We start from the raw sequence: 21,206 nt of genomic DNA on the forward strand, positions 1-21,206 counted from the left end.
GCAAAGCGTTGCTGGAAAATTGACAAAGGCACCATTAACGGTTCCTTCGATAGTCCGTCGTGCGCAGTATGAGAATCTTAAGGCTCTTTTGGAGAAGCTTGAGACTGATAAACATTTTGTGGAACGTTGGCTTTGGGTTGAAAAAACGCGTATGAACAGAACAAGGAAGAAGCGTTATGAGTTAGTGAATTTGGACGATGCCGGACTACAAACTGCAGCTTGACAAACAAAAACTGGAGTTTTTTTCAAATTATCAAGATAAAAAATCCGAAAACTCAAGTATTTGGAGCAACCAAAATGAAAATCCAACCATTGAGCAACAGAGTTATCATCAAGCCAATAAAAGAAGAAGAGAAGACAGCCGGAGGTATTGTTATTCCGGACACTGCCAAAGAAAAACCCCAGGAAGGCAGAGTCGTTGCCGTGGGGCCGGGAAAGTGGGACGACTGCGGCAAACGCATGGCCCCGGAGGTTAAAAAGGGAGACCGTGTATTGTTTGGCAAATATGCCGGCAGTGAAATTAAAATCGATGGAGACGCGCATATCGTTATGCGGGAAGACGACATCCTGGGAATTTTAAATTAAAAAAGGAGGTACACACCATGCCTGCGAAAATGATCAGCTACGGATCAAAAGCCCGCGATGCAATGGTCTTGGGCGTCAACACCCTGGCCGACGCTGTAAAAGTAACCCTGGGTCCCCGGGGAAACAACGTGGTTCTGGAAAAATCCTGGGGCACCCCCCTTGTCACCAAGGACGGTGTCACCGTGGCCAAGGAGATTGAATTATCCGATAAATTTCAGAACATGGGGGCCCAAATGGTCAAGGAAGTGGCCAGTAAAACCAGCGACACCGCCGGTGACGGAACCACCACGGCAACGGTTCTGGCCCAGGCCATCTATGTTGAAGGCCAGAAACTGGTGTCCGCAGGGGTGAACCCCATGGCGCTGAAACGCGGCATTGACAAAGGGGTCGACGCAGTTGTGGCCCATCTTAAAAAATTATCCAAACCCACCCAGGATAAAAAGGAAATCGAACAGGTGGGAACCATCTCGGCCAACAATGATCACACCATCGGAAAACTGATCTCCGAGGCCATGGACAAGGTGGGCAAGGAAGGCGTCATCACCGTGGAAGAGGCCAAAAGCATGGAGACCACATTAGATGTGGTGGAGGGCATGCAGTTCGACAGAGGATACTTATCGCCTTATTTTGTAACGAATGCCGAAAAAATGGAAGCCGTGCTCAAAGATCCTTACATTCTTATCCATGAAAAGAAGATTACCGTAATGAAAGATATGCTGCCGTTGCTGGAAGAAATTTCCAGAAGCGGCAAGCCGCTTTTAATCATTGCCGAAGATGTGGACGGCGAGGCCCTGGCCACCCTCATTGTCAATAAACTGCGGGGCAGCTTAAAAGTGGCGGCGGTGAAAGCACCGGGATTCGGGGACCGCCGAAAGGCCATGCTTGAGGATATCGCAATTTTGACCGGCGGCCAGATGATTTCCGAGGATTTAGGCTTCAAACTGAAAAATATCAAAACAGGAAATCTGGGCACCTGCAAATCCGTCAAAATAGACAAAGACAGCACCACCATTGTGGACGGCGGCGGCGTCCAATCTGCCATTGAGGGCCGTGTGAAGCAGATCCGAATCCAAATCGAAGACACTACCTCGAACTATGACCGTGAAAAGCTGCAGGAGCGGTTGGCCAAGATCATCGGCGGCGTGGCGATCATCAATATCGGGGCGGCCACAGAAACTGAAATGAAGGAAAAAAAGGCGCGCGTTGAAGACGCATTAAACGCCACACGGGCTGCTGTTGAAGAGGATATTGTCTCCGGAGGCGGCGTTCCCCTGGTCAGGTGTATACAAGTTCTTGAAAACATCAAGGCCGAGGGCGAGGAACAAAACGGGATCAAAATATTAAAGCACGCATTGTCCGAGCCGTTGAAACAGATTGCCAGAAATGCCGGTATGGAGGGATCGGTCGTCCTGAACACGGTATTGCAAGGTGATGGCGACTTTGGATACAATGCCCGGACCGACACCTATGAAAATCTTCTGGCGGCCGGTGTTATTGACCCCGCCAAGGTAGTACGCTTCGCCCTTCAAAACGCCGCCTCGGTCGCAGGCCTGATGCTGACCACCGAAGCCATGATTGCTGAAAAACCTATAAAAAAGAAAGGGTCAACCGCTTCTGCCGGGAAAGGTATGGAGGATATCTACTAAATAGAAGCTTCCTGAAAAATATAGCCGGAGCGGGTTTCATAATCCGCTCCAACACCATAAACCGGGAAATAAACCGCCTGGGCTATCTTCTTTTTTAAAGTTGGGGCAACTAAATAATATCTTTTGCTATCCTTTTAATTTTAGTGTAGGAAAGGACTAAAAGATGCAAACAGCATCAAGCATCAATTTTGAAGAGCTGATGAATGCAGTGAATTGATGGCTTCTGAGCATCAAAGCTTATACAATTTATCTTAAATAAGTCAGGTCAACATGCCCCTCAAAGAAGAAAAAGACGTCAGCTTACCGCAATCAAAATCCAAGAGTCAAACAACCAGGAAAAAAGAAGCAACCGGCAATATTGAAAGAAAATCACCCCCCCAATTATTTCCGGTTGTGGGGTTGGGCGCATCAGCCGGGGGATTGGAAGCATTAAAGGCTTTTTTTGCAAAGGTGCCGCCAAAAAGCGGCATGGCTTTTATTGTTCTGGTACATATGGCGCCGAACCAGCCGAGCCTTATGCAGGAGCTACTTCAAAAAATATCATCGATTCCGGTGTCAACCGCAGAAGACGCAACGCCACTTGAGCCGAACAGAGCATATATCATTCCCCCGAACAAGGATATTTCAATTTACAACGGAAACATTCAGCTCCTGGATATGACAACAAAACGGGGCCTGCTGCCTATTGATTTCTTTTTCCGGTCGCTTGCCCAGGATCAGGGAAACCATGCAGCAGCTATTGTACTGTCAGGTATGGGCACGGACGGTACGCTGGGTATCAAAGAGATCAAAGTGAATGACGGGCTTGTATTTGTTCAATCCGAGGACTCGGCTGGATATGACGGTATGCCCCGCAGCGCAATCAATACCGGAATAGTCGATATGATCATGGCTCCGGCGGACATGCCTGAAAAACTCATCCAATATTTTTCACACGCTGTCCCGCGGTCCCAGGATACCCCAGCTGGGCTTCCCTTTAAGGAAGAGAGCTGGATCCATAAAATTTATGCCATTCTTCGATCACATGTCGGTCATGATTTTTCATCCTATAAGCTCAATACAATTCTCAGGCGCATCAACCGTCGGATGAGCCTGAACCATATCAGCCGTCACGAAATTTATGTGCGCTACTTAAGGGAAAACCCCGAGGAAATAGATGCCTTGTTTCGAGAGCTGTTGATTGGTGTGACCAATTTTTTCCGTGATCCGGAATCCTTTGAGGTGCTGAAGACAGATGTCCTGCCGGATCTTTTAGGCAGCCTAAGGCCTGACGCCACCTTCAGAGCCTGGATTCCGGGATGTTCAACCGGTGAGGAAGTTTATTCTTTGGCCATAATATTAAAAGAGGTCCTTGATAAGAATCCAAACCGGATAAACCTGCAAATATTTGGTACGGATATTGACAACCGGGCCATCAGCAAGGCCCGTGAGGGTGTTTACCCGTTCAGTATCAAAGCGGATCTGGGTGAGGAGCGTGTGAATCGTTTCTTCATTAAAGAGGGAGATTTTTACCGTATACGAAAGGAAATTCGGGATTGTGTGGTCTTTTCCGTTCAAAATATTATCAAAGACCCGCCGTTTTCCCGGCTGAACCTGATGTGCTGCAGGAATCTGCTGATTTACCTGAATTCGGATGCACAAAAAAAGCTGCTGCCCCTGTTTCACTATACACTGACCCCGGGCGGCGTTCTTATGCTGGGATCTTCCGAAACAATAGGGGGCGCAACGGATCTTTTCCAAGTCATCAATAAAAAATGGAGAATTTTCAGACGTCAGGAAGTGTCTAAAGCCATGCGGCATCTTGTCAACTTTCCCACCGGGCCATTGGACATAGAACATCCCAAGGATTCATCTGTTGGAACTTCTCAAATCAAAACGTTCGACTCCAGCTATCTGACACAAAAGGTGGTGTTGGAACAGTTTGCCCCAACTGCCGTTCTTACGAACACCGATGGCGACATCATAAATATACAGGGCCGGACCGGCAAATACCTTGAGACCCCCAGCGGTCCTCTCACCAACAACCTTCTGGATATGGCCCGCGAGGGTCTGCGCATAGAACTTTCAGCAGCCCTTAGGGCTGCCGGCTCATCAGGTGTTAAAGTGACCAAGAGAAGACTTTCTGTAAAAACCAACGGAGATTATCAACTGATCGATCTGCACGTTTGCCCTTTGAAGAAACCCGATGAACTTGCCGGACGCTTACTTGTGGTTTTTGAGGATATCAAATCAGAATCCTTGGACGAAGCCGGGAATCTTGTTGGTAAAGATGCTTCCTCGCTTGCACCACCCCGCATTACCGAGTTGGAACGGGAACTGCAGACGACCAGGGAAAGTCATCAGACGACCATCGAAGAACTGGAATCGTCAAATGAAGAGCTCAAATCAACCAATGAAGAAATTCAATCAGCCAACGAAGAGCTTCAGTCCACCAACGAAGAACTGGAGTCCTCCAAGGAGGAGCTCCAGTCGCTGAACGAAGAACTGCAAACCGTCAACGCAGAGCTCCAGGGCAAAGTGGAGGAGTTGTCGGCAGCCCATGATGACATGCGCAACCTGCTGAACAGTACGGAAATCGCCAATATTTTTGTGGACAATAACATGCGGGTCCGGCGATTTACACCTGAAGCCACAATGATTATCAATCTCATTCAGACAGATATCGGCAGGCCTATCCAGCATGTTGTCAGTAACCTGAAATACGGCAACATGATCAAAGATCTGGAAAACGTCCTGCAGTATTTGACACCCGTTGAAACCGAAGTGCAGACCAATGAAGACAAATGGTTCAACATGCGCATCATACCCTACCGTACCACGGATAACCGAATCGACGGCGCTGTGATGACGTTTACAAGCATTGAAGATCAAAAGAAAGTCCATAGCCGGCTTGAAACCTCGTTAAAAGAAGCGGAAAATGCTTGGGAACTCGTGCGGGCCATATTTGATATAAGCGAAGACCCAAAGGTGGTATTGGATGTAAACAGCTGCATAGTTATCGCCAACAATTGCTATATGACACTTATGGATATAGACCGGAAATACCTTACCGGAACGGATTTTATCCCCACCCTCAAAATAGTGTCTTCACAAAAAGAAACGTTGGGAACACAATTGAAAGCAGCTATGGAAACAAATAAAGATTTCATCTCGGATATGATTAGTTTTGAAACCGCCTCCGGGGAAAAAAAGTATACGATTAAAGGGACTATTCTTAAAGGGGATAAAAATTGCCCATACCGTATTCTGCTTCAATTCATACCCGAACAATCCCCAATAACAGCCATGGACTGACCTGGTCTATCAACACCCAGGCCCACCCCATAACAAAACATAAGAGGAATTTAAAATTCATTAACTTTTACATAAAATAATGCAGGTTCATTATGAATACCAAGGATAACCAACTCGATGGCAATGTTGAACTTAGATGCAAGGCTGAAAAAAAAATAAAACAAGAAGCAAAACTGTTGTCAAACGATTTAACCGCAGCCTTGTCACGCGAAGAAATCGGTCAACTAATTCACGAGCTGGAGGTGCACAAGATTGAGCTGGAAATGCAGAATGATGAACTACGTTTGGCCCAAGAGGAACTGGAGCGCTCCCACAAGCGCTATTTAGACCTTTATGATTTTGCACCGGTGGGCTATTGTGTCATCAATGAAAAAGGACTCGTTTTGAAGGCCAACCTCACTGCCGCCACCCTCCTCGGCCAGACCCGAAGTGACCTGATAAACAGACCGATCTCTCTGTTTATCTTATCTAGGGATTACTATATATTCAATCACCACTGGAAAATACTTTTTGAAACCGGTAAACCCCAGACCTTTGAACTGCGAATGCTGCGAAACGGCAAATCGCTGTTCTGTGCGCGGCTGGATTCTGTGGTCGCGGAGAACGGTGGAGAACCGCCAGTCGTCTGCCAGATTACCATCACTGACATCTGCGAATCCAAGCGTATAGAGTATGCATTAAAAAAAAGAGTCAAGGAGCTGAATCTTTTATTCCGTTTTTCCGATCTGTTGGAAAAACCGGATATCGGTTTGGATGAGGTAATGGAAAAAATGGTTCTGTTGATTCCCCAGGCCTGGCAGTTTCCTGAAATCACAGAAGCCTGTATTGATCTGGAAGGGCAAATTTTTCAAACAAAGGATTTCCGGAAAACGCAATGGATGCAAACAAGTGATATTGTCATTCAGAAAAAGAAAATCGGGCAAGTGATGGTATGCTATACAGAGAATCGGCCGGAATTTAATGGTGAATTGTTTTCGATAGAAGAGGTTTGTTTGCTCAATGCCATGACGGAAAGATTGGGGCATATCATAGAGCGAGTCCGGATGACAGAGGCAATAAGCCAAAACGAGATGTTCCTGAGAACGACCATTAATTCGATAACAAAGCCGTTTGCCGTTATAAACGCAATGGACTATACCGTTGAATTAGCCAATGAAGCTTACGGCGGGGAAAAGATGGTGGGGCTTAAATGCCATGAAATCTTATTCCAGCGGGGCACTCCTTGTACCGGTGATGACTATACATGCCCGGTGCAGGAAGTCAAGCGAACGGGAAAACCCTTTGTTGGAGAACAGTTATACCACGATGAGCAGGGAAATCCGTTAAACATCGAAACGTACGCCTTTCCGGTATTAGACCAGAACGGACGAATCGCTCAGATCATAAAATACCAGATTGATATTACCGCCCGCATACAAACCGAGTTAGAACTGCAACAAAAGGCTAATGAACTGGAAGATATGAATGCGGCTTTGAAAGTGCTGCTGAAAAGAAGAGAACTGGATAAAGACGAAATTGAAAAAAATATATTTGCCAACTATCAAATGCTGCTTACCCCCATTATTCAAAACCTGAAAAACACACTGACACAAGAAGATCAGGAAGAAATAGTCAAGATTCTGGAGTTGAGTTTAAAACACATCCTTTCCCCGTTTTCAAAAAAATTATCAGATAAACTGATAAATTTAACCCCTACGGAAATTCATGTGGCCCAACTTATCAAATCGGGAAAATCCAACAAAGAAATATCACAAATCCTGAACTGCTCTTTTCACACCGTCTCCCGACACCGGGATAATATCCGGGCAAAAACAGGGCTGAAAAACAAAAAAATAAATCTTCGGTCATTCCTGTTGTCCCTCGAATAATCCCCTATTTTTAATAGTCGGTTTATATGTTTTTTTATAGTCTTCTATCGTGTTGACTTGTAATCATCCCCCCCCTATCCTCATTTAGAAGTTTCCAGGCTCTGTAAGCTTGTTACATCTGGAAATCCATACACTCAATCAATTTGGAGAAGATAAGGAGAGAAATTATGACCATCAAAAAAAAATATCTAAAAAACAAATCACAGTGCAAGGTGACTTTCCTGGCTCAAAAAGAGATGACAGATGGTGCAAAAAAAATCCATGTGGTGGGTGAATTCAATCAATGGGACAAATGCGCAACGCCCATGAAAAAGAACAAAAACGGGACCTTTGCTGCTACGGTGAACCTTGATCTTAATAAAAAATATCAGTTCAGATACCTTGCGGATGGGGAGAACTGGTTCAATGACACGAAAGCCGATGCTTATATTCATTGCGCTTACGGGGATTGTGAAAACTCGGTAATTGTCATTTAACAAAGAAGGAGAATGTCTGAAATGGCGAGCGGAACAGTAAAGTGGTTCAATGAAGGTAAGGGGTTTGGCTTTATTTTACCGGATAGCGGTGGACGGGATATTTTTGTCCATCATTCTGCAATTAACACTCCCGGCTTTAAGGCTCTTAATGAGGGAGATAAGGTGACCTTTGATGTTGAACAGAGAGAAAAGGGACCTAATGCCGTGAATGTTATGGTTGTTTAGTTTGCCTCAGGCAGCGGAAGCCGGACGAAACACGGAGTTATATTATATCCAAATATCAGTGAGTTATATTCAGTATAAACATAATTTGAGTAAAAAAATAGTTAAGTTCAGAATATTTGGACTATAGGAGCGCCCGATGCCTCATGATTTTGAAAAGCCCAGAATTCTATTCGTAACGCCGGAAGTGTCTTATCTGCCGGAAAAAATGAGTGCCATGGGCACTTCCCTGAAGGCGAGAGCCGGTAAGTTGGCGGACGATTCCGCCGCACTCATTCATTCCCTGTATAAACAAGGTGCAGATATCCATGTGGCGCTTCCTGATTACCGCACCTTGTTCAATAATAATGAGAGTTCTTTGTTTCAACGACAGCTTAGCAGGACAAGAAACCACGACAAGGAAGCAAGGGTTCATCTGGCTGAAGATCAAATGTTTTTTTATAAAGAAAAGATATATTCCGATTTTGACCAGGAAAATATAAAAAGCTCACTGTCCTTCCAGCGAGAGGTGATCAACACGATTATCCCCCGCGTTCAACCGGACCTGATTCATTGCAATGATTGGATGACGGGGTTAATTCCTGCCATGGTAAAAAGACTTGGAATACCCTGCCTTTTCACTATTAATAATATTTATAACAATAAGGCCTTGTTGTCTTCCATCGAAGACAGGGGAATTGATACAGCGTATTTCTGGCAGGACCTTTTTTTTGAACGGCAGCCCTTGAATTATGAAGAAACCCGCGGCTCTAATCCGGTGGATTTTCTTGCCAGTGGTATCTTTGCAGCTCTTTTTGTTAATACGACCTGTCCTGAATTCCTAAAAGAAATGATTCAAGGGCAGCATCCGTTCGTTACTCCACCCATTCAACAGGAACTTTCAAACAAAGTCACTCAGGGATGCGCATCAGGGATCTTGAACTGCCCGGATGAATCATGCCTGCCAAAAAACGATACAGCCCTATTTAAAAATTATGATGAAAAAAACCATATCGACGGTAAAAAAACCAATAAAATTTTTCTCCAGGACAGTTTGGGATTGCCCAAAGATCCACTGAAGCCAATTTTATTCTTGCCGTCATGTATGGACAAGGTCCATAATAGCTCGTATTTCATTTCAACGATAATGTATGAGCTTCTTGCCAGGGCCCGGCATCAGAATTTAGAAATTATTTTTACAGCCGGAGGAACGATTAGGGGACTGATAAAGGATACTATTCGGGATGTTGGTTTAACAAACAGGGTCGCTGTCAGTACACCGGAGAATTCACTTTTACGGGCGGCCTATGCTGCATCAGACTTTGTGTTGGTTCAATTTTCAGTGGAACCCGTCAGTTCTGAAGAAATTACCGGGCTTTTATATGGGAGTCTTCCTATTGTGCATAATAATAACGGCAATCATCAATCCGTCACTCCCCTGGACGTTGTGCATAACAGCGGGAACGGATTTTTATTCAATCAATCTGATGTAGGCAGCTTGATGAGAGCAATTGATAAGGCGATGATGTTTTACAGCTTACCACGGGACGTAAAGAACCCTCAAATATCCAGGATCATGAAACAAAGCCATGAAAGGTTTGATCATTCGGTGACAGTAGAACAGTATCTTTTATTGTATGAAAAAATGCTGAAGCGTCCCGTTTGTTAATCAATAAAAAAGAGGCTGTTCCCTAAATTTTTACCCTTCAGGAAAGAGAATATTAATGGAAAATAGAAATAATAGTGAAAAAATAGTATCTTCTTATTATTCAACACAAATAACAGGAGACGTATCTTTCGGGACTTCCGGACATCGAGGCTCATCATTAGACGGTACTTTCAATGAGAAACATATATTATCTATTTCTCAAGCGCTTTGTGATTATCGAAAAAAAAACAAAATCTCTGGGCCCCTGTTTTTAGGTTATGATACTCACGCGCTTTCCTTCCCGGCTTTTAAAACCGCACTGGAAGTTTTTGCCGCAAACAATGTGGAGGTTTTCATCCACGGGAATTGTGAATATACGCCCACCCCAGTCATTTCGTTTATGATTCTGGAGTTCAACCGGACTAATAAAAAGAGTCTTGCAGATGGCGTTATTATTACGCCGTCTCATAATCCGCCCGAAGACGGCGGATTTAAATATAATCCGCCGCATGGGGGGCCTGCTGATATTGAAATAACAAATTTCATTGAAAAAAGAGCAAATCAGCTGATAAATTCTAAAAATTTGGGGATTAAAAGAATTGCTTACAAGAAAGCCCTTTCAGCTTTGTCTACGTATGAAAGGGATTTTATCACCCCTTATGTAGAATCTTTATCCGATGTGATAGACACAGAAACGATTCATCAATCAAAAATCAAAATTGGAATAGATCCGATGGGTGGTGCCGGTGTAAATTTTTGGGATCCTATTGCTGATAAATATGGATTTGATATTGATGTTGTCAATTCAACAGTTGATAAAACTTTTAGCTTCATGCCCCCGGATTATGATGGAAAAATAAGAATGGATTGCTCCTCACCCCATGCGATGGCAAACCTAATCAAGCTTGCAGATAAATACGATATTGCATGGGGAAATGATCCGGATTTTGACAGACATGGAATTGTTTGCCCGGATGGCCTGATGAATCCTAATCATTATTTATCCGTGGCCATTTGGTACCTGCTCCAAAACAGGCCGTTATGGGAAAATAACCTTAGCATAGGAAAAACCTTAGTCAGCAGCAGCATGATTGATAAAGTGGTTATGGGATTCAACAAGACGATTTTTGAAACGCCTGTTGGATTCAAATGGTTTGTTAACGGTTTGATGGAAGGAAAAATTGCCTTTTGTGGTGAAGAGAGTGCCGGCGCAACTTTTTTAAGAAAAAACGGAGATGTTTGGACTACAGATAAAGATGGGTTTATCTTAACATTGCTTGCGGCTGAGATTCTGGCGAAAACCGGACAAACGCCATCCCAAATTTATAAAGACACATTGGTACCTGAATTTGGAAATCCTTACTATAAAAGGATAGATGGCCCTATAACCAATGAGCAAAAAACAATACTTTCACAAACATCTCCGGACTCAATAAAGGCTACATCATTGGCAGGTTTATCAATCGTTAACATTCAGACAAAAGCCACGGGGAATAATAGCCCCATAGGAGGTATAAAAGTCAATCTATCGGATGGGTCATGGTTTGCCATTAGGCCATCAGGTACTGAACCGAAAATGAAACTCTATATTGAAAGCTTTGGAGGAGAAGATCTCTGGGAAAAAATTCATGATGAAGCCCTTAATCTAATATTCCGTATCCCCAAAGAAGGATAAGAAAAGAAGGATAAGAAAACTGAAAATTAAGGAGATGCCATGTCCAGAGATATTGTAATTATACTTTGCATAGGATTATTTGCAGCTTTGATTTTTATCGCTACAGATTATCTCTTCTAAATTTGTCCGTGCCGGTTTTGTCCGCGGCCACCCGGTAAATTACCCATTGAAACCCAGATGGCGGTTGTTCAGGATAAAATTCTTCGAAGCATGTTTTTCAAATCATTTTTGGTATAGGGCTTTTGAAGGAAATGAGAGCCCTCTTCCACGACTCCGTTGGGGAAAAAAACATCTGTCGTATACCCCGATACATAAAGGCATCTAATGCCGGGATGCTCACGAATCAGTTTATCGGCAAGTTCCAGGCCGTTCATTCCGGGCATAACGATATCCGTCATAAGCAACTGGATCTCCCCAGGGTGCTCAGCTGCAATACGCAAGGCTTCCCTGGGAGAATCCGTAGCCAATACCGTGTACCCCATCTGCTCCAGTGTCTCACGGCATAGATTAAGAAGTGTTTCCTCATCCTCCACAAGAAGAATGGTTTCATTCCCTTTAGATGATACGTTCGTATCAGTATCGTGCACGACTGAAGGTATCACATCCCGGGACTCAGGCAGACGAACCGTAACGACGGTTCCTTTACCGGGCTCACTATGCACATGAATACTGCCGTTGTTCTGCTTAACGATACCATAGACAGTGGACAGTCCCAGACCGGATCCCTTTGAATCTTCTTTGGTTGTGAAAAAAGGCTCGAAAATGTTGTCCAGCATGGATGGTTCCATGCCGCAGCCGTTGTCCCTGACTGATAGCGTGACATAATCCCCCACAACAACATCCGAATGCTGGCGGCAGTACTTTTCATCCATAAAGACATGTCCGGTTGCAATGGAAATCTGACCGATGCCAACAATGGCATCTCTGGCATTAATACACAGGTTTACCAATATCTGATCCAGTTGGCTTGGATCTATATTTACCATTCCGATATCTTCGCCCGGTAAAAATTGTAGATCAATATCCTCTCTGAGCAAACGCTTAAGCATATTGATCATATCCTGGATCTTCTTATTTAAATCCAAAATCTTAGGTGAAACCGTCTGCTGGCTGGCAAAAGTAAGAAGCTGCCCCGTCAGGCCTGCCGACCGGTTGGCAGCGGAACTGATGGCAACCAGCCTTTCATAATTCGGGTCCTTGGGCGTCACAGTCTGCAGCATCATGTCGGAATACCCTAAAATGATGCTGAGCATGTTATTAAAATCATGGGCAACGCCCCCGGCAAGTCGGCCTACGGATTCAAGTTTCTGGGAATGAATCAGTTGCGCTTCTAACTTTTTCCTTTCCTCCTCGGCTTTTTTTTGCTGGGAAATATCCAGGGCCATCCCTTCGATGTACTCAAGTTTGCCGTTATCATCCCGGACAGACCTGGAGTAGAATGACAGCCAGACTGTTCCCCCGTCTGCAGTTCGAAACTCGGTGTGAAAATTTGTCACCTCTTTTTGCGTTTTTATCTGCCGGATGAATTCTTCTCTACGGCCAGGGGACACATAAAGCTGTTCTCCGATATTCGAGATGGACTGAATTAAGTCCTGGGGGGATTTGTAGCCAAGCATTCGTGCCATAGCAGGATTGACATTAATGAAATGGCCGTCGGGAGTGGACTGGAATATACCCTCCACCGCATTTTCAAAAATAGTTCGATATTTTTTTTCTGCAGTTTTAATTTCCATCACCTGCATATTCAGCGTATCGCGCATATCCCCAAGAATACCAATCAAAGATTGAAACTCACGATATGGAATTTCGTGTTCAGGCATAATATCTTTTCCCAGTGCATACGCATCGGATATGGCGTTAAGGCGCCGAAAAAGATTTTTTAAAACAGCTCTGAAAAACAATCCCGTTACCAGGGTCAGAGCAAAAATAATTATGGCAAGTATACCAAGGCCCGATAAAAGAATCTTATGATTACGGTGGATCAACCCTTGTGTGGTAAAGGCCACATCAATATGTCCCACAAGCCGGCCTCCATGGAAGATATCACTCGATTTACCGATAACCGGTGCGTTTCGATTCCGAAAATAATTAAAAAACGAAGTATTCAGATTATCCCGGATTTCAAGATATTCAAACAGCTCATTATCGGTATATGCCTGGGCAATTTTTTGTATATTTTCACGGTCCATATTCCATAAAGGAATTTCAAGAACATCATCTATTGATGAAATAAACTCATCCGCTTTTTCCTCCAGTTGCCGGTATTCACTCTTTGACACGGCAACATACAAAATACCGGCAACGGTCAATGCAACCACAGTCACAGTTAACGTTAAAAGTAGAGTCAGCGTACCGGCAAGGGATCGTTGTTTCAACGCATCCTTTAAAGCGGGGGTCTTCCTGATCTGATCTGCCATATGTTCCTGCCCCTTTATATGTCTTCAATTGGATAGAGTGTACTTGTTTAAGAACTGCGCTATTTCACCGGAGTCTTTCATTTGTTTGAGTTCTTGGTCAAATAACGCCCGAAAACTAATCATTGATGAGTTGTTCCGGGTAACAGGCCATCAGATCTTTCAGCGTAGACAGGGCTTCTGAAAAATCAAAATTTTCAATCTGATGCTTTAAGGGATCGATATCTTCACTCTTAATGATGGTCATCAGATCCGGATGTACTTTTTCCCAGATTTTATAAGCCCTCATATCGTTCTGCTTTAAAAATTCAACGAGTTGACCCACCATTGATTTAAGTTCTACCGGATTAACGGTATCCTGTTCAATGGCAGGGGGTTTGTTCATCCCCTGAATTTCTCGGCAAACTGCGGAGATCTCCTTTTTTAAATCACCAAAGGCCTCATTGAGTTCCTGATCTCCTGCACCATTGCGCACAAGATTTTCATACGATGCTGCAATCTCCTGTAATTCATGCATTCCAAGCGTTCCTGCCGATCCTTTGATAGAATGGGCCATACGCCGCACTAACTCCATATCCTTATTCTGGAGTGCGATTTCAAAACGTGCCGGCAGATCAGCCTGCTGCTCTAAAAATTTGTCCAACATCTTTTGATAAATTTCTATTTTTTTCACATAGTTTAAGCCGGTTTTTTGATCAATGTGACTGTAGACACCATCGTTCTTACCCCGGCATAACGACTCAATCGCGTCACCATCATTGAGCCCCTCAATACCATCACGGCCAGGTATCCATCGAGCCAGGATAGCATGCAATTGCTCGGGCTCAAAGGGCTTTGCAACAAAGCCGTTCATTCCGGCCTCAAGACAACGTTTGCGGTCCTCCTCAAATGCATTGGCGGTTAATGCCACAATGGGAACATGTCTGCCATTCGGCGTTTCTCTTATTTTCCGGGAGGCTTCCAAACCATCCATGACCGGCATTTGCATGTCCATGAGAATCAGGTCATATTGATTTGACTCCACTTTCCTGCAGGCCACACGGCCGTTAAAGGCCGTATCCACAGACAATCCAAATTGTTCCAGAATACTTTTAGCCACTTCCTGGTTGATCTCATTGTCTTCCACCAGAAGAACACGGGCATTTTCGCGAAGTTTTATCAACGCTTCACAGACATCGGACTTGATATCTGTGCTGTCGCCAATTTTAAATACGGCGGTAAACCAGAAGGTGCTGCCCTTTCCAAGTTCGCTGTCAACGCCGGCATCCCCGCCCATCATACGCGCCAGTTGCCTGGAGATGGCCAGTCCCAACCCCGTACCACCATGTTTACGGGTTGTCAGGGAATCTGCCTGTACAAATGAATCAAACACGCAAGCTTTCTGGTCATCACTGATACCGATACCGGTATCCTTAACCTCAAAACGCAACTTAACGTCATGGGCACGCTTTTGGAAAACAATCGCATTCAAAGTAATCCGGCCCTTTTCGGTAAACTTCACGGCATTGCCAAGATAGTTGACCAGTATCTGTCGAAGGCGTAAGGGGTCACCGATGACAGGCAGCGTATTCAGTGCAGGATCATTGTTTACAATTAACTGTAGTCCTTTATGGAAAATCGGTTCCTGTATCATGCTGCAGACATTATCAATGATGGCGGATGTTAAAAAAGTGGTCTCTTCCAATATTAAAGCCTCCTCTTCAATTTTCGACAAATCAAGTATGTCATTAATGATATCCAGCAGATGTTTACCGGATCGAATGATCTTAAAGACCATCTCTTGCGGCTCCTCATCCTTGATATGCCCGCGGATCAGATGGGCAAACCCGATAATGGCATTCATCGGGGTCCTGATTTCATGGCTCATATTGGCAAGGAACGTACTCTTGGCCTGATTGGCGGCTTCGGCCTGCTGTTTGGCGGTCTCAAGCTCAACAGTCCTCGATTTCACCAGTTCTTCAAGATGCTGACGGTGATCGCTCAACTCTTGTTCGATCCGTTTCTTCTCGGTGATGTCCTCTTTAATCGCCACAAAATGGGTTACCGTGCCGTCCTTATCACGCAAGGGAGTAATGACTGCAGATTCGAAGTATTTTTCACCGTTTTTATGTAAATTTATAAATTCTCCGCTCCACGATTTTCCTTTCCCCAGGGCATCCCACAGCTGTACATATGTTTCCCGGGGTGTTTCTCCTGATTTAAGAATACGCGGGGTTTTTCCAATCACATCATCTCTGGAATAGCCGGTCATTTCCGTGAAACGCTGATTGACGTAATCTATAGTGCTGTTCCTGTCAGTGATGACAACGGCATTGGCACTTTGTTCCACGGCCAGGGAAAATTTGCGCAAATGCTCTTCATTCCGGGTCCTTGCCGTAATATCGTGGGCAATCCCCAGAATACCGATGGTCTCATTCTTATCATTCTTCAAAGGGGTTTTGATGGTTTCCAAGAGTTCCATATGGCCATCAGAGGGAAATGTTACCCACTCTTCGTTCATGGTGGCCTTCCCTGCCTCCACAGCACCCCTGTCCCTTTGCCTGAAAGCATCCGCAATCTCTTTATCAAAGAAATCATAGTCGGTTTTGCCCACAATCTCCCCTACTTTTGCCCCTAACATGGCTTCAAAGCGACGATTGCAGAAAAGAAACACGCCGTTATTGTCTTTGAGCCACACAAGATCCGGAATGGCTTCTAAAAGGGTTTTGAATTGCCGCCGCTGCTCTTCAAGCCAGAAGGCGATCTGCTTTTTCTCCGTAATATCCCTTGCAATCTTTGATGCCGCCCAAACAACACCGTACTTATCATATATAGGAGAAATTGTAACAGATACATCAATGACGGTACCATCTTTGCGCACCCTCCGGGTTTCAAAGTGTTCGATATTGATGCCCTGTCTTATTTTTTCAAGAATTTTTTGTTCCTGAACCCATAAATCGTGGGGAAACAGTTGCTTGATGGGCCGTCCGATGATTTCATCCGCCTTATATCCGAAGATCTTTTCCGCCCCCCGGTTCCAGCTGAGGACCGTACCGTATACGGTTTTAGAAATAATGGCATCATCTGACGAGTTCACGATGGCTTCAAACTCCTTTAGCCGGCTTTCCATCTGCTTACGTTGGGTGATGTCTGTCCAGGAGATATGGATAAATGTCCTGTCTTCAAAACGTATGGGCGTCAATGTCACTTCGGCAAAAATATGGGTGCCGTCTTTTTTAAGATACTCCCATTCAAAGCGATGACTTCCCTGTGTCAAGGCGATCTTATGGACCGCCTTGACTTTCTCTATAGATAGTTCTCCATCCGGCTGATATTTAGGGGAGATATCTTCGGGAGAGATTCCGTGCAACGCCTCGGGCTCGTCATACCCTAAAAGCTCCAGAGCCGCCTGGTTGGCATCAATATACCGTTCATTTTCCATCAGAAACACCGGAGATCGGGATTCGTTAAATATCTTGCGAAACCGTACCTCGCTTTGCCGCAAATCGTATTCCGCCTTTTTATGCCCGGTGATGTCGATTCCAACACCGTCCCAAACGATGCGTCCTTCAGCCTCCTTGACCGGATGGGTGTTAAACTGCATCCATAATACCCGGTCATTATCCAGATCAAACTTAAATTCTTCCGTGATTATGGACATATTTTCGGCACTGTCTGCCATGACCATACGAAAAATGGCTTCAGAATTTTTATCCATGCGTGACAGCACCAATGACGGATCCTTGATGATCTGTTCGGGTGAACAATCAAACAGCTTTTGCACCCCCTGGCTGATGTAGGAAAACGCTCTTGTGCCATCTGGAAATATGGTAAAACGAAAAACAAACCCCCCCGGTATATTATTGCTCAGCGAGTCAAAACGCTGATCTGCAATTCTTTGCGCATGCTCTATTTCCATTCCCTTGATTTTTTTTTGCTGATACAAATTCTGAAACAAGACGAAACAAATAATAGTAATCCCGGCACAAATGGTAAAGCCTTCCCCAAGCAACAGCACAATCAGCAAACATGTAAGAGATAAAATATATTTAAGCATGTTAACGCTATCCTTGTGATGGAATTAATGGCTGTTATTTAGTTGATTTTGCATCCTGGGGGTCATTTTGTTCCTTATACCGGGCCGCGATGTCCTGAAAATCATCCATCCGTCGATTAAATGCATCGACGATATCCGGATCAAAATGAACTCCGCGCCCCTCATTGATAATTTTTACAGTGACATCCATGGGGTATGCAGATTTATAAACCCGGCGGCTGGTCAACGCATCAAACACGTCGGCCAGTGACATCAGTCTTGCAGCCAGCGGAATATGGTTTGAAGCCAGCCCTTTAGGGTAACCGCTACCGTCCCACTTTTCATGGTGATAACCGGCAATATCCATGGCAACATAGAGAAAATCGACCGCTTCTTTATCGTCCTCATTGCCGATAGCCCGCTGAATGGCGTCCGCCCCTATCTGAGAATGGGTTTTCATAATTTCCCACTCTTCCGGGGTAAGCTTGCCCGGCTTATACAGAACATGGTCCGGAATACCCACTTTACCGATATCGTGAAGCGGAGCGGCCTTTGCATAGATCTCAATGGTCTGTTGAGTAAGAACGTCGGTATACAGGGAGTGGTCAACCAGATCCTCAGCTATAATCTGCAGGTAATTTTGTGTGCGCAGGATATGATTCCCCGTCTCGTCATCCCGGGCCTCAGCCAGACTGGCCAATGCCCGCATGCTGATGTCCTGGACTTTTTGATACTGGCGGATTCTCCGTTGAATTTCCGATTCAAGCCAGTTGTTCTGGTTACGCAGAATATCCCGTGCCGCCTTGATCTCAAGCTGCCCTTTAACCCGGGCCAGCAAAATAGGCGCGCGAACCGGTTTGGATATATAGTCCATGGCACCAAGGTCGAACCCTTTGGTCTCGTCTTCGCACGTGTCCAGCGCCGTTATAAAAATAACGGGAATGTCACTGGTATCCGGGTTGTTCTTCAAATGTTTGATTACCTCATACCCGTCCATTCCCGGCATCATAATATCAAGAAGGATAAGGTCCGGCAAAGGGGTGGTACAGGCGGCGGTAAGGGCTTTAGGACCTGAATTGGCAACGCGGACCTGATAATAAGGCATCAGCAGTTCACCCAGGATGGCCAAATTATCCGGCGTGTCATCCACAATGAGTATTGTTTGTTTTTCCATTACATTTTTTATCATTTTAGATTCTTTTCCCCTTACACCCAACGCATAAATATATCAAAAATTTTTCCCCGTAATTTTTATTGTTTTCAGTCCGTAGAGTCTTTAGTGATCCAATATTGTGATAAGACAGGCAGATACATTTTGTGCTGAATGAATAATAGCGTAAGTTAAAAAAAACTTTCTGGACTCTCCGATCAACGGATAATTGGAAATTATATACTACCTGTATCTTACTCTATTTGAAAATACCATTATTTTAATTTTGCGGGAACGTTATTTTTATAAAAAATGTCACCATCGGGGTGTCTTTGATGGTCTTTGCCTTATTGCCGGCCATTATTTACAATTGATTTTACAGCAATTCGCATCAATGGCCACAAGGTCAGCAAAAAACTATGCAACTGCGCCCTGCCCCCAAAAGTATGTATTTCTTGACAAACAATAGCATCCTGGACTATAGAAACAGGCACACTTCGTAACATTTTCCACGAATACAAAACCGCAACTCTTAATTCACCATTTTATTTTATTAAAGGAGACAAAAATGAAACCCGGAAAATATCTATCCCTATTGGTTGCCGTCCTCATGGTTCTATCTTGTGGTGTTATGGCACAGGCCGAAAGTAAAGGAGAACTGATGATGGCCACCACCACCTCCACAGACAACACAGGCTTGCTTGATTATCTGATTCCTTTTTTTGAACAGGACACCGGAATCGCCCTGAAATGGACGGCCACGGGGACAGGCAAAGCCCTGAAACTTGGCCAGAACTGTGACGTGGATGTGCTGCTGGTCCATGCCCCCCCGGCAGAAAAGGCCTACATAGCCGCGGGTTTCGGCAAAGACCGACGGGAAATCATGTATAATGATTTTGTGATCATCGGCCCGAAATCAGACCCGGCCGGTGTAAAAGGAAAAAATATTTCCCAGGCCCTGTCAGCCATCAAGACAAACCAAGCCTTTTTCATGAGCCGGGGAGATGATTCGGGTACCAACAAGAAAGAGAAACTGCTCTGGAAAAATGCAGGAATTGAATTGCCGGACAAGGAACAATGGTACGTCCAAACCGGCCAAGGTATGCTGGCCACCATTAATGTAACCCAGGAAAAAAACGGCTACACCATGACCGATCGTGGCACCTATATCAAATATCAGGACCAGCAGGGCGGGGATGCCTCCTTGATCGTGCTGGTGGAAGGGGACGATATCCTCTTGAACCAGTACTCGGTGTTGACTTTAAATCCTAAAAACTGCCCTGATGCCAAGTATGACCTGGCCTTAAAATTTTCCGACTGGATGGCCTCGGAAGCTGCCCAGACTAAAATCGGCGAATTCCGGCTCCTGGGAAAAAAATTGTTTATCCCCAATGCAAAATAACGCCCATGGTCCACAAGCCAACAACAAACAATGCAAGACTAAAATGGGCACCGCAGGCGCTTCGCCCTCTTGTTTCTTGTATCTTGTTTCCAGTTTCATGAAAACCGGCATCGATCAACCCAGTGTTGTAAAGGTTATTAATGGCATTTCTGCTTGAAGGGTTTCTTAAAGCGATCCAACTGCTGATCAGTGGAGATATCTCCACCTGGTCAGCAGTTTCAGCCACAGTCCAAGCTTCCACCGGGTCCATGCTGGTCAGTCTTTTAACCGGACTGCCCTGTGGATTCATTCTCGGTTACTTTGACTTCAGGTTCAAACGCCCCATAAGAACGATTTTGGACACACTTTTGGCCCTGCCTACGGTTTGTGTCGGGCTGATTGTCTATGCGTTTATCTCTTCCAAAGGCCCTCTGGGCGATATGGGCCTCTTATTTACCCTGACCGGTATTGCCGTTGGCCAAACCATCCTGGCCTTTCCTGTGGTGACGGCCATCACGGCCTCCATCATTGAGAATATAGACCCTGCCCTGAAGCTGACCCTGGTTTCATTAGGTGCAGGAAAAAAAGACATCATTTTGACCTGCCTGTGGGAGGTCCGGTTTGGTATTCTTGCCGCCGCTGTTACGGCATACGGCCGTGTCCTCACCGAGGTGGGCATCTCCATGATTGTGGGCGGTAATATAAAATATCACACCCGGACCATGACCACGGCCATAGCCCTGGAAACCAACAAAGGCATGTTTGCCGACGGCATTGCGTTGGGCATTGTTTTAATGCTTATTGCATTTACGGTAAACCTAAGCCTCTCTTTCCTGAGGAAAAGGTAGAATAA

14 protein-coding genes are annotated in these 21,206 nt (G+C 44.9%); 11 read left to right on the plus strand and 3 right to left on the minus strand.

The window, feature by feature from the left end; genetic code table 11:
- From B147_RS32500 to B147_RS0117415, 9 genes are all read left to right on the plus strand, one after another.
- Window positions 1-223: hypothetical protein (locus B147_RS32500; protein ID WP_033397570.1), on the plus strand; the 223-nt coding region annotated here is incomplete at its 5' end.
- Between the two features lie 74 nt (window positions 224-297).
- Window positions 298-585 (plus strand): co-chaperone GroES, encoded by a 288-nt coding sequence (groES, locus tag B147_RS0117380; RefSeq protein ID WP_020588477.1) that lies wholly within the window; start codon window positions 298-300, stop codon window positions 583-585.
- A gap of 17 nt (window positions 586-602) precedes the next feature.
- Window positions 603-2,231, plus strand: coding sequence for a chaperonin GroEL (gene groL, locus B147_RS0117385; RefSeq protein WP_020588478.1), 1,629 nt, complete (start codon window positions 603-605; stop codon window positions 2,229-2,231).
- A gap of 270 nt (window positions 2,232-2,501) precedes the next feature.
- Window positions 2,502-5,525, plus strand: coding sequence for a chemotaxis protein CheB (locus B147_RS0117390; protein ID WP_020588479.1), 3,024 nt, complete (start codon window positions 2,502-2,504; stop codon window positions 5,523-5,525).
- 92 nt (window positions 5,526-5,617) lie between these two features.
- Window positions 5,618-7,393 (plus strand): PAS domain-containing protein, encoded by a 1,776-nt coding sequence (locus B147_RS0117395; RefSeq protein ID WP_020588480.1) that lies wholly within the window; start codon window positions 5,618-5,620, stop codon window positions 7,391-7,393.
- Window positions 7,394-7,560: 167 nt separating this feature from the next.
- Window positions 7,561-7,869 carry an isoamylase early set domain-containing protein gene (locus B147_RS0117400; RefSeq protein ID WP_020588481.1) on the plus strand — a complete coding sequence of 103 codons (309 nt, stop codon included), beginning with the start codon at window positions 7,561-7,563 and terminating at the stop codon, window positions 7,867-7,869.
- A 21-nt stretch (window positions 7,870-7,890) separates the two neighbouring features.
- Window positions 7,891-8,094 (plus strand): cold-shock protein, encoded by a 204-nt coding sequence (locus B147_RS0117405; protein ID WP_020588482.1) that lies wholly within the window; start codon window positions 7,891-7,893, stop codon window positions 8,092-8,094.
- A 136-nt stretch (window positions 8,095-8,230) separates the two neighbouring features.
- The gene (locus B147_RS0117410; RefSeq protein ID WP_020588483.1) at window positions 8,231-9,739 is read left to right on the plus strand and encodes a glycogen/starch synthase; all 1,509 of its coding nucleotides are present in this window, start codon (window positions 8,231-8,233) and stop codon (window positions 9,737-9,739) included.
- 55 nt (window positions 9,740-9,794) lie between these two features.
- Window positions 9,795-11,393, plus strand: coding sequence for a phosphohexomutase domain-containing protein (locus tag B147_RS0117415; protein WP_020588484.1), 1,599 nt, complete (start codon window positions 9,795-9,797; stop codon window positions 11,391-11,393).
- Between the two features lie 188 nt (window positions 11,394-11,581).
- Here B147_RS0117415 and B147_RS30465 read toward each other — a convergent pair whose 3' ends face one another.
- The 3 genes from B147_RS30465 to B147_RS0117435 form a co-directional block, all read right to left on the minus strand.
- Window positions 11,582-13,810 (minus strand): ATP-binding protein, encoded by a 2,229-nt coding sequence (locus tag B147_RS30465; protein WP_020588485.1) that lies wholly within the window; start codon window positions 13,808-13,810, stop codon window positions 11,582-11,584.
- 115 nt (window positions 13,811-13,925) lie between these two features.
- Window positions 13,926-17,843: a PAS domain S-box protein gene (locus B147_RS30470; RefSeq protein ID WP_020588487.1), complete on the minus strand. Its 3,918-nt coding sequence runs from the start codon at window positions 17,841-17,843 to the stop codon at window positions 13,926-13,928.
- 34 nt (window positions 17,844-17,877) lie between these two features.
- Window positions 17,878-19,011: a response regulator gene (locus B147_RS0117435; RefSeq protein ID WP_020588488.1), complete on the minus strand. Its 1,134-nt coding sequence runs from the start codon at window positions 19,009-19,011 to the stop codon at window positions 17,878-17,880.
- A gap of 529 nt (window positions 19,012-19,540) precedes the next feature.
- On the opposite strand from B147_RS0117435, the gene B147_RS0117445 reads away from it, so the two are divergent.
- Both B147_RS0117445 and B147_RS0117450 read left to right on the plus strand, forming a co-directional pair.
- Window positions 19,541-20,374, plus strand: a complete 834-nt coding sequence (locus B147_RS0117445) for an ABC transporter substrate-binding protein (protein WP_020588490.1) — start codon at window positions 19,541-19,543, stop codon at window positions 20,372-20,374.
- A 140-nt stretch (window positions 20,375-20,514) separates the two neighbouring features.
- Entirely contained in the window at window positions 20,515-21,201 is a 687-nt protein-coding gene (locus B147_RS0117450) for an ABC transporter permease (protein WP_020588491.1), read from the plus strand.
- Window positions 21,202-21,206 lie beyond the last annotated feature (5 nt).

It is taken from the genome of Desulfobacter curvatus DSM 3379 (assembly GCF_000373985.1).
Taxonomy (GTDB): Bacteria; Desulfobacterota; Desulfobacteria; order Desulfobacterales; family Desulfobacteraceae; genus Desulfobacter; species Desulfobacter curvatus.

Coding starts and splice junctions, on each gene's coding strand:
- groES (WP_020588477.1), top strand. CDS start 298: ATGAAAATCCAACCATTGAGCAACAGAGTTATCATCAAGCCAATAAAA.
- groL (WP_020588478.1), top strand. CDS start 603: ATGCCTGCGAAAATGATCAGCTACGGATCAAAAGCCCGCGATGCAATG.
- B147_RS0117390 (WP_020588479.1), top strand. CDS start 2,502: ATGCCCCTCAAAGAAGAAAAAGACGTCAGCTTACCGCAATCAAAATCC.
- B147_RS0117395 (WP_020588480.1), top strand. CDS start 5,618: ATGAATACCAAGGATAACCAACTCGATGGCAATGTTGAACTTAGATGC.
- B147_RS0117400 (WP_020588481.1), top strand. CDS start 7,561: ATGACCATCAAAAAAAAATATCTAAAAAACAAATCACAGTGCAAGGTG.
- B147_RS0117405 (WP_020588482.1), top strand. CDS start 7,891: ATGGCGAGCGGAACAGTAAAGTGGTTCAATGAAGGTAAGGGGTTTGGC.
- B147_RS0117410 (WP_020588483.1), top strand. CDS start 8,231: ATGCCTCATGATTTTGAAAAGCCCAGAATTCTATTCGTAACGCCGGAA.
- B147_RS0117415 (WP_020588484.1), top strand. CDS start 9,795: ATGGAAAATAGAAATAATAGTGAAAAAATAGTATCTTCTTATTATTCA.
- B147_RS30465 (WP_020588485.1), bottom strand. CDS start 13,810: ATGGCAGATCAGATCAGGAAGACCCCCGCTTTAAAGGATGCGTTGAAA.
- B147_RS30470 (WP_020588487.1), bottom strand. CDS start 17,843: ATGCTTAAATATATTTTATCTCTTACATGTTTGCTGATTGTGCTGTTG.
- B147_RS0117435 (WP_020588488.1), bottom strand. CDS start 19,011: ATGATAAAAAATGTAATGGAAAAACAAACAATACTCATTGTGGATGAC.
- B147_RS0117445 (WP_020588490.1), top strand. CDS start 19,541: ATGAAACCCGGAAAATATCTATCCCTATTGGTTGCCGTCCTCATGGTT.
- B147_RS0117450 (WP_020588491.1), top strand. CDS start 20,515: ATGGCATTTCTGCTTGAAGGGTTTCTTAAAGCGATCCAACTGCTGATC.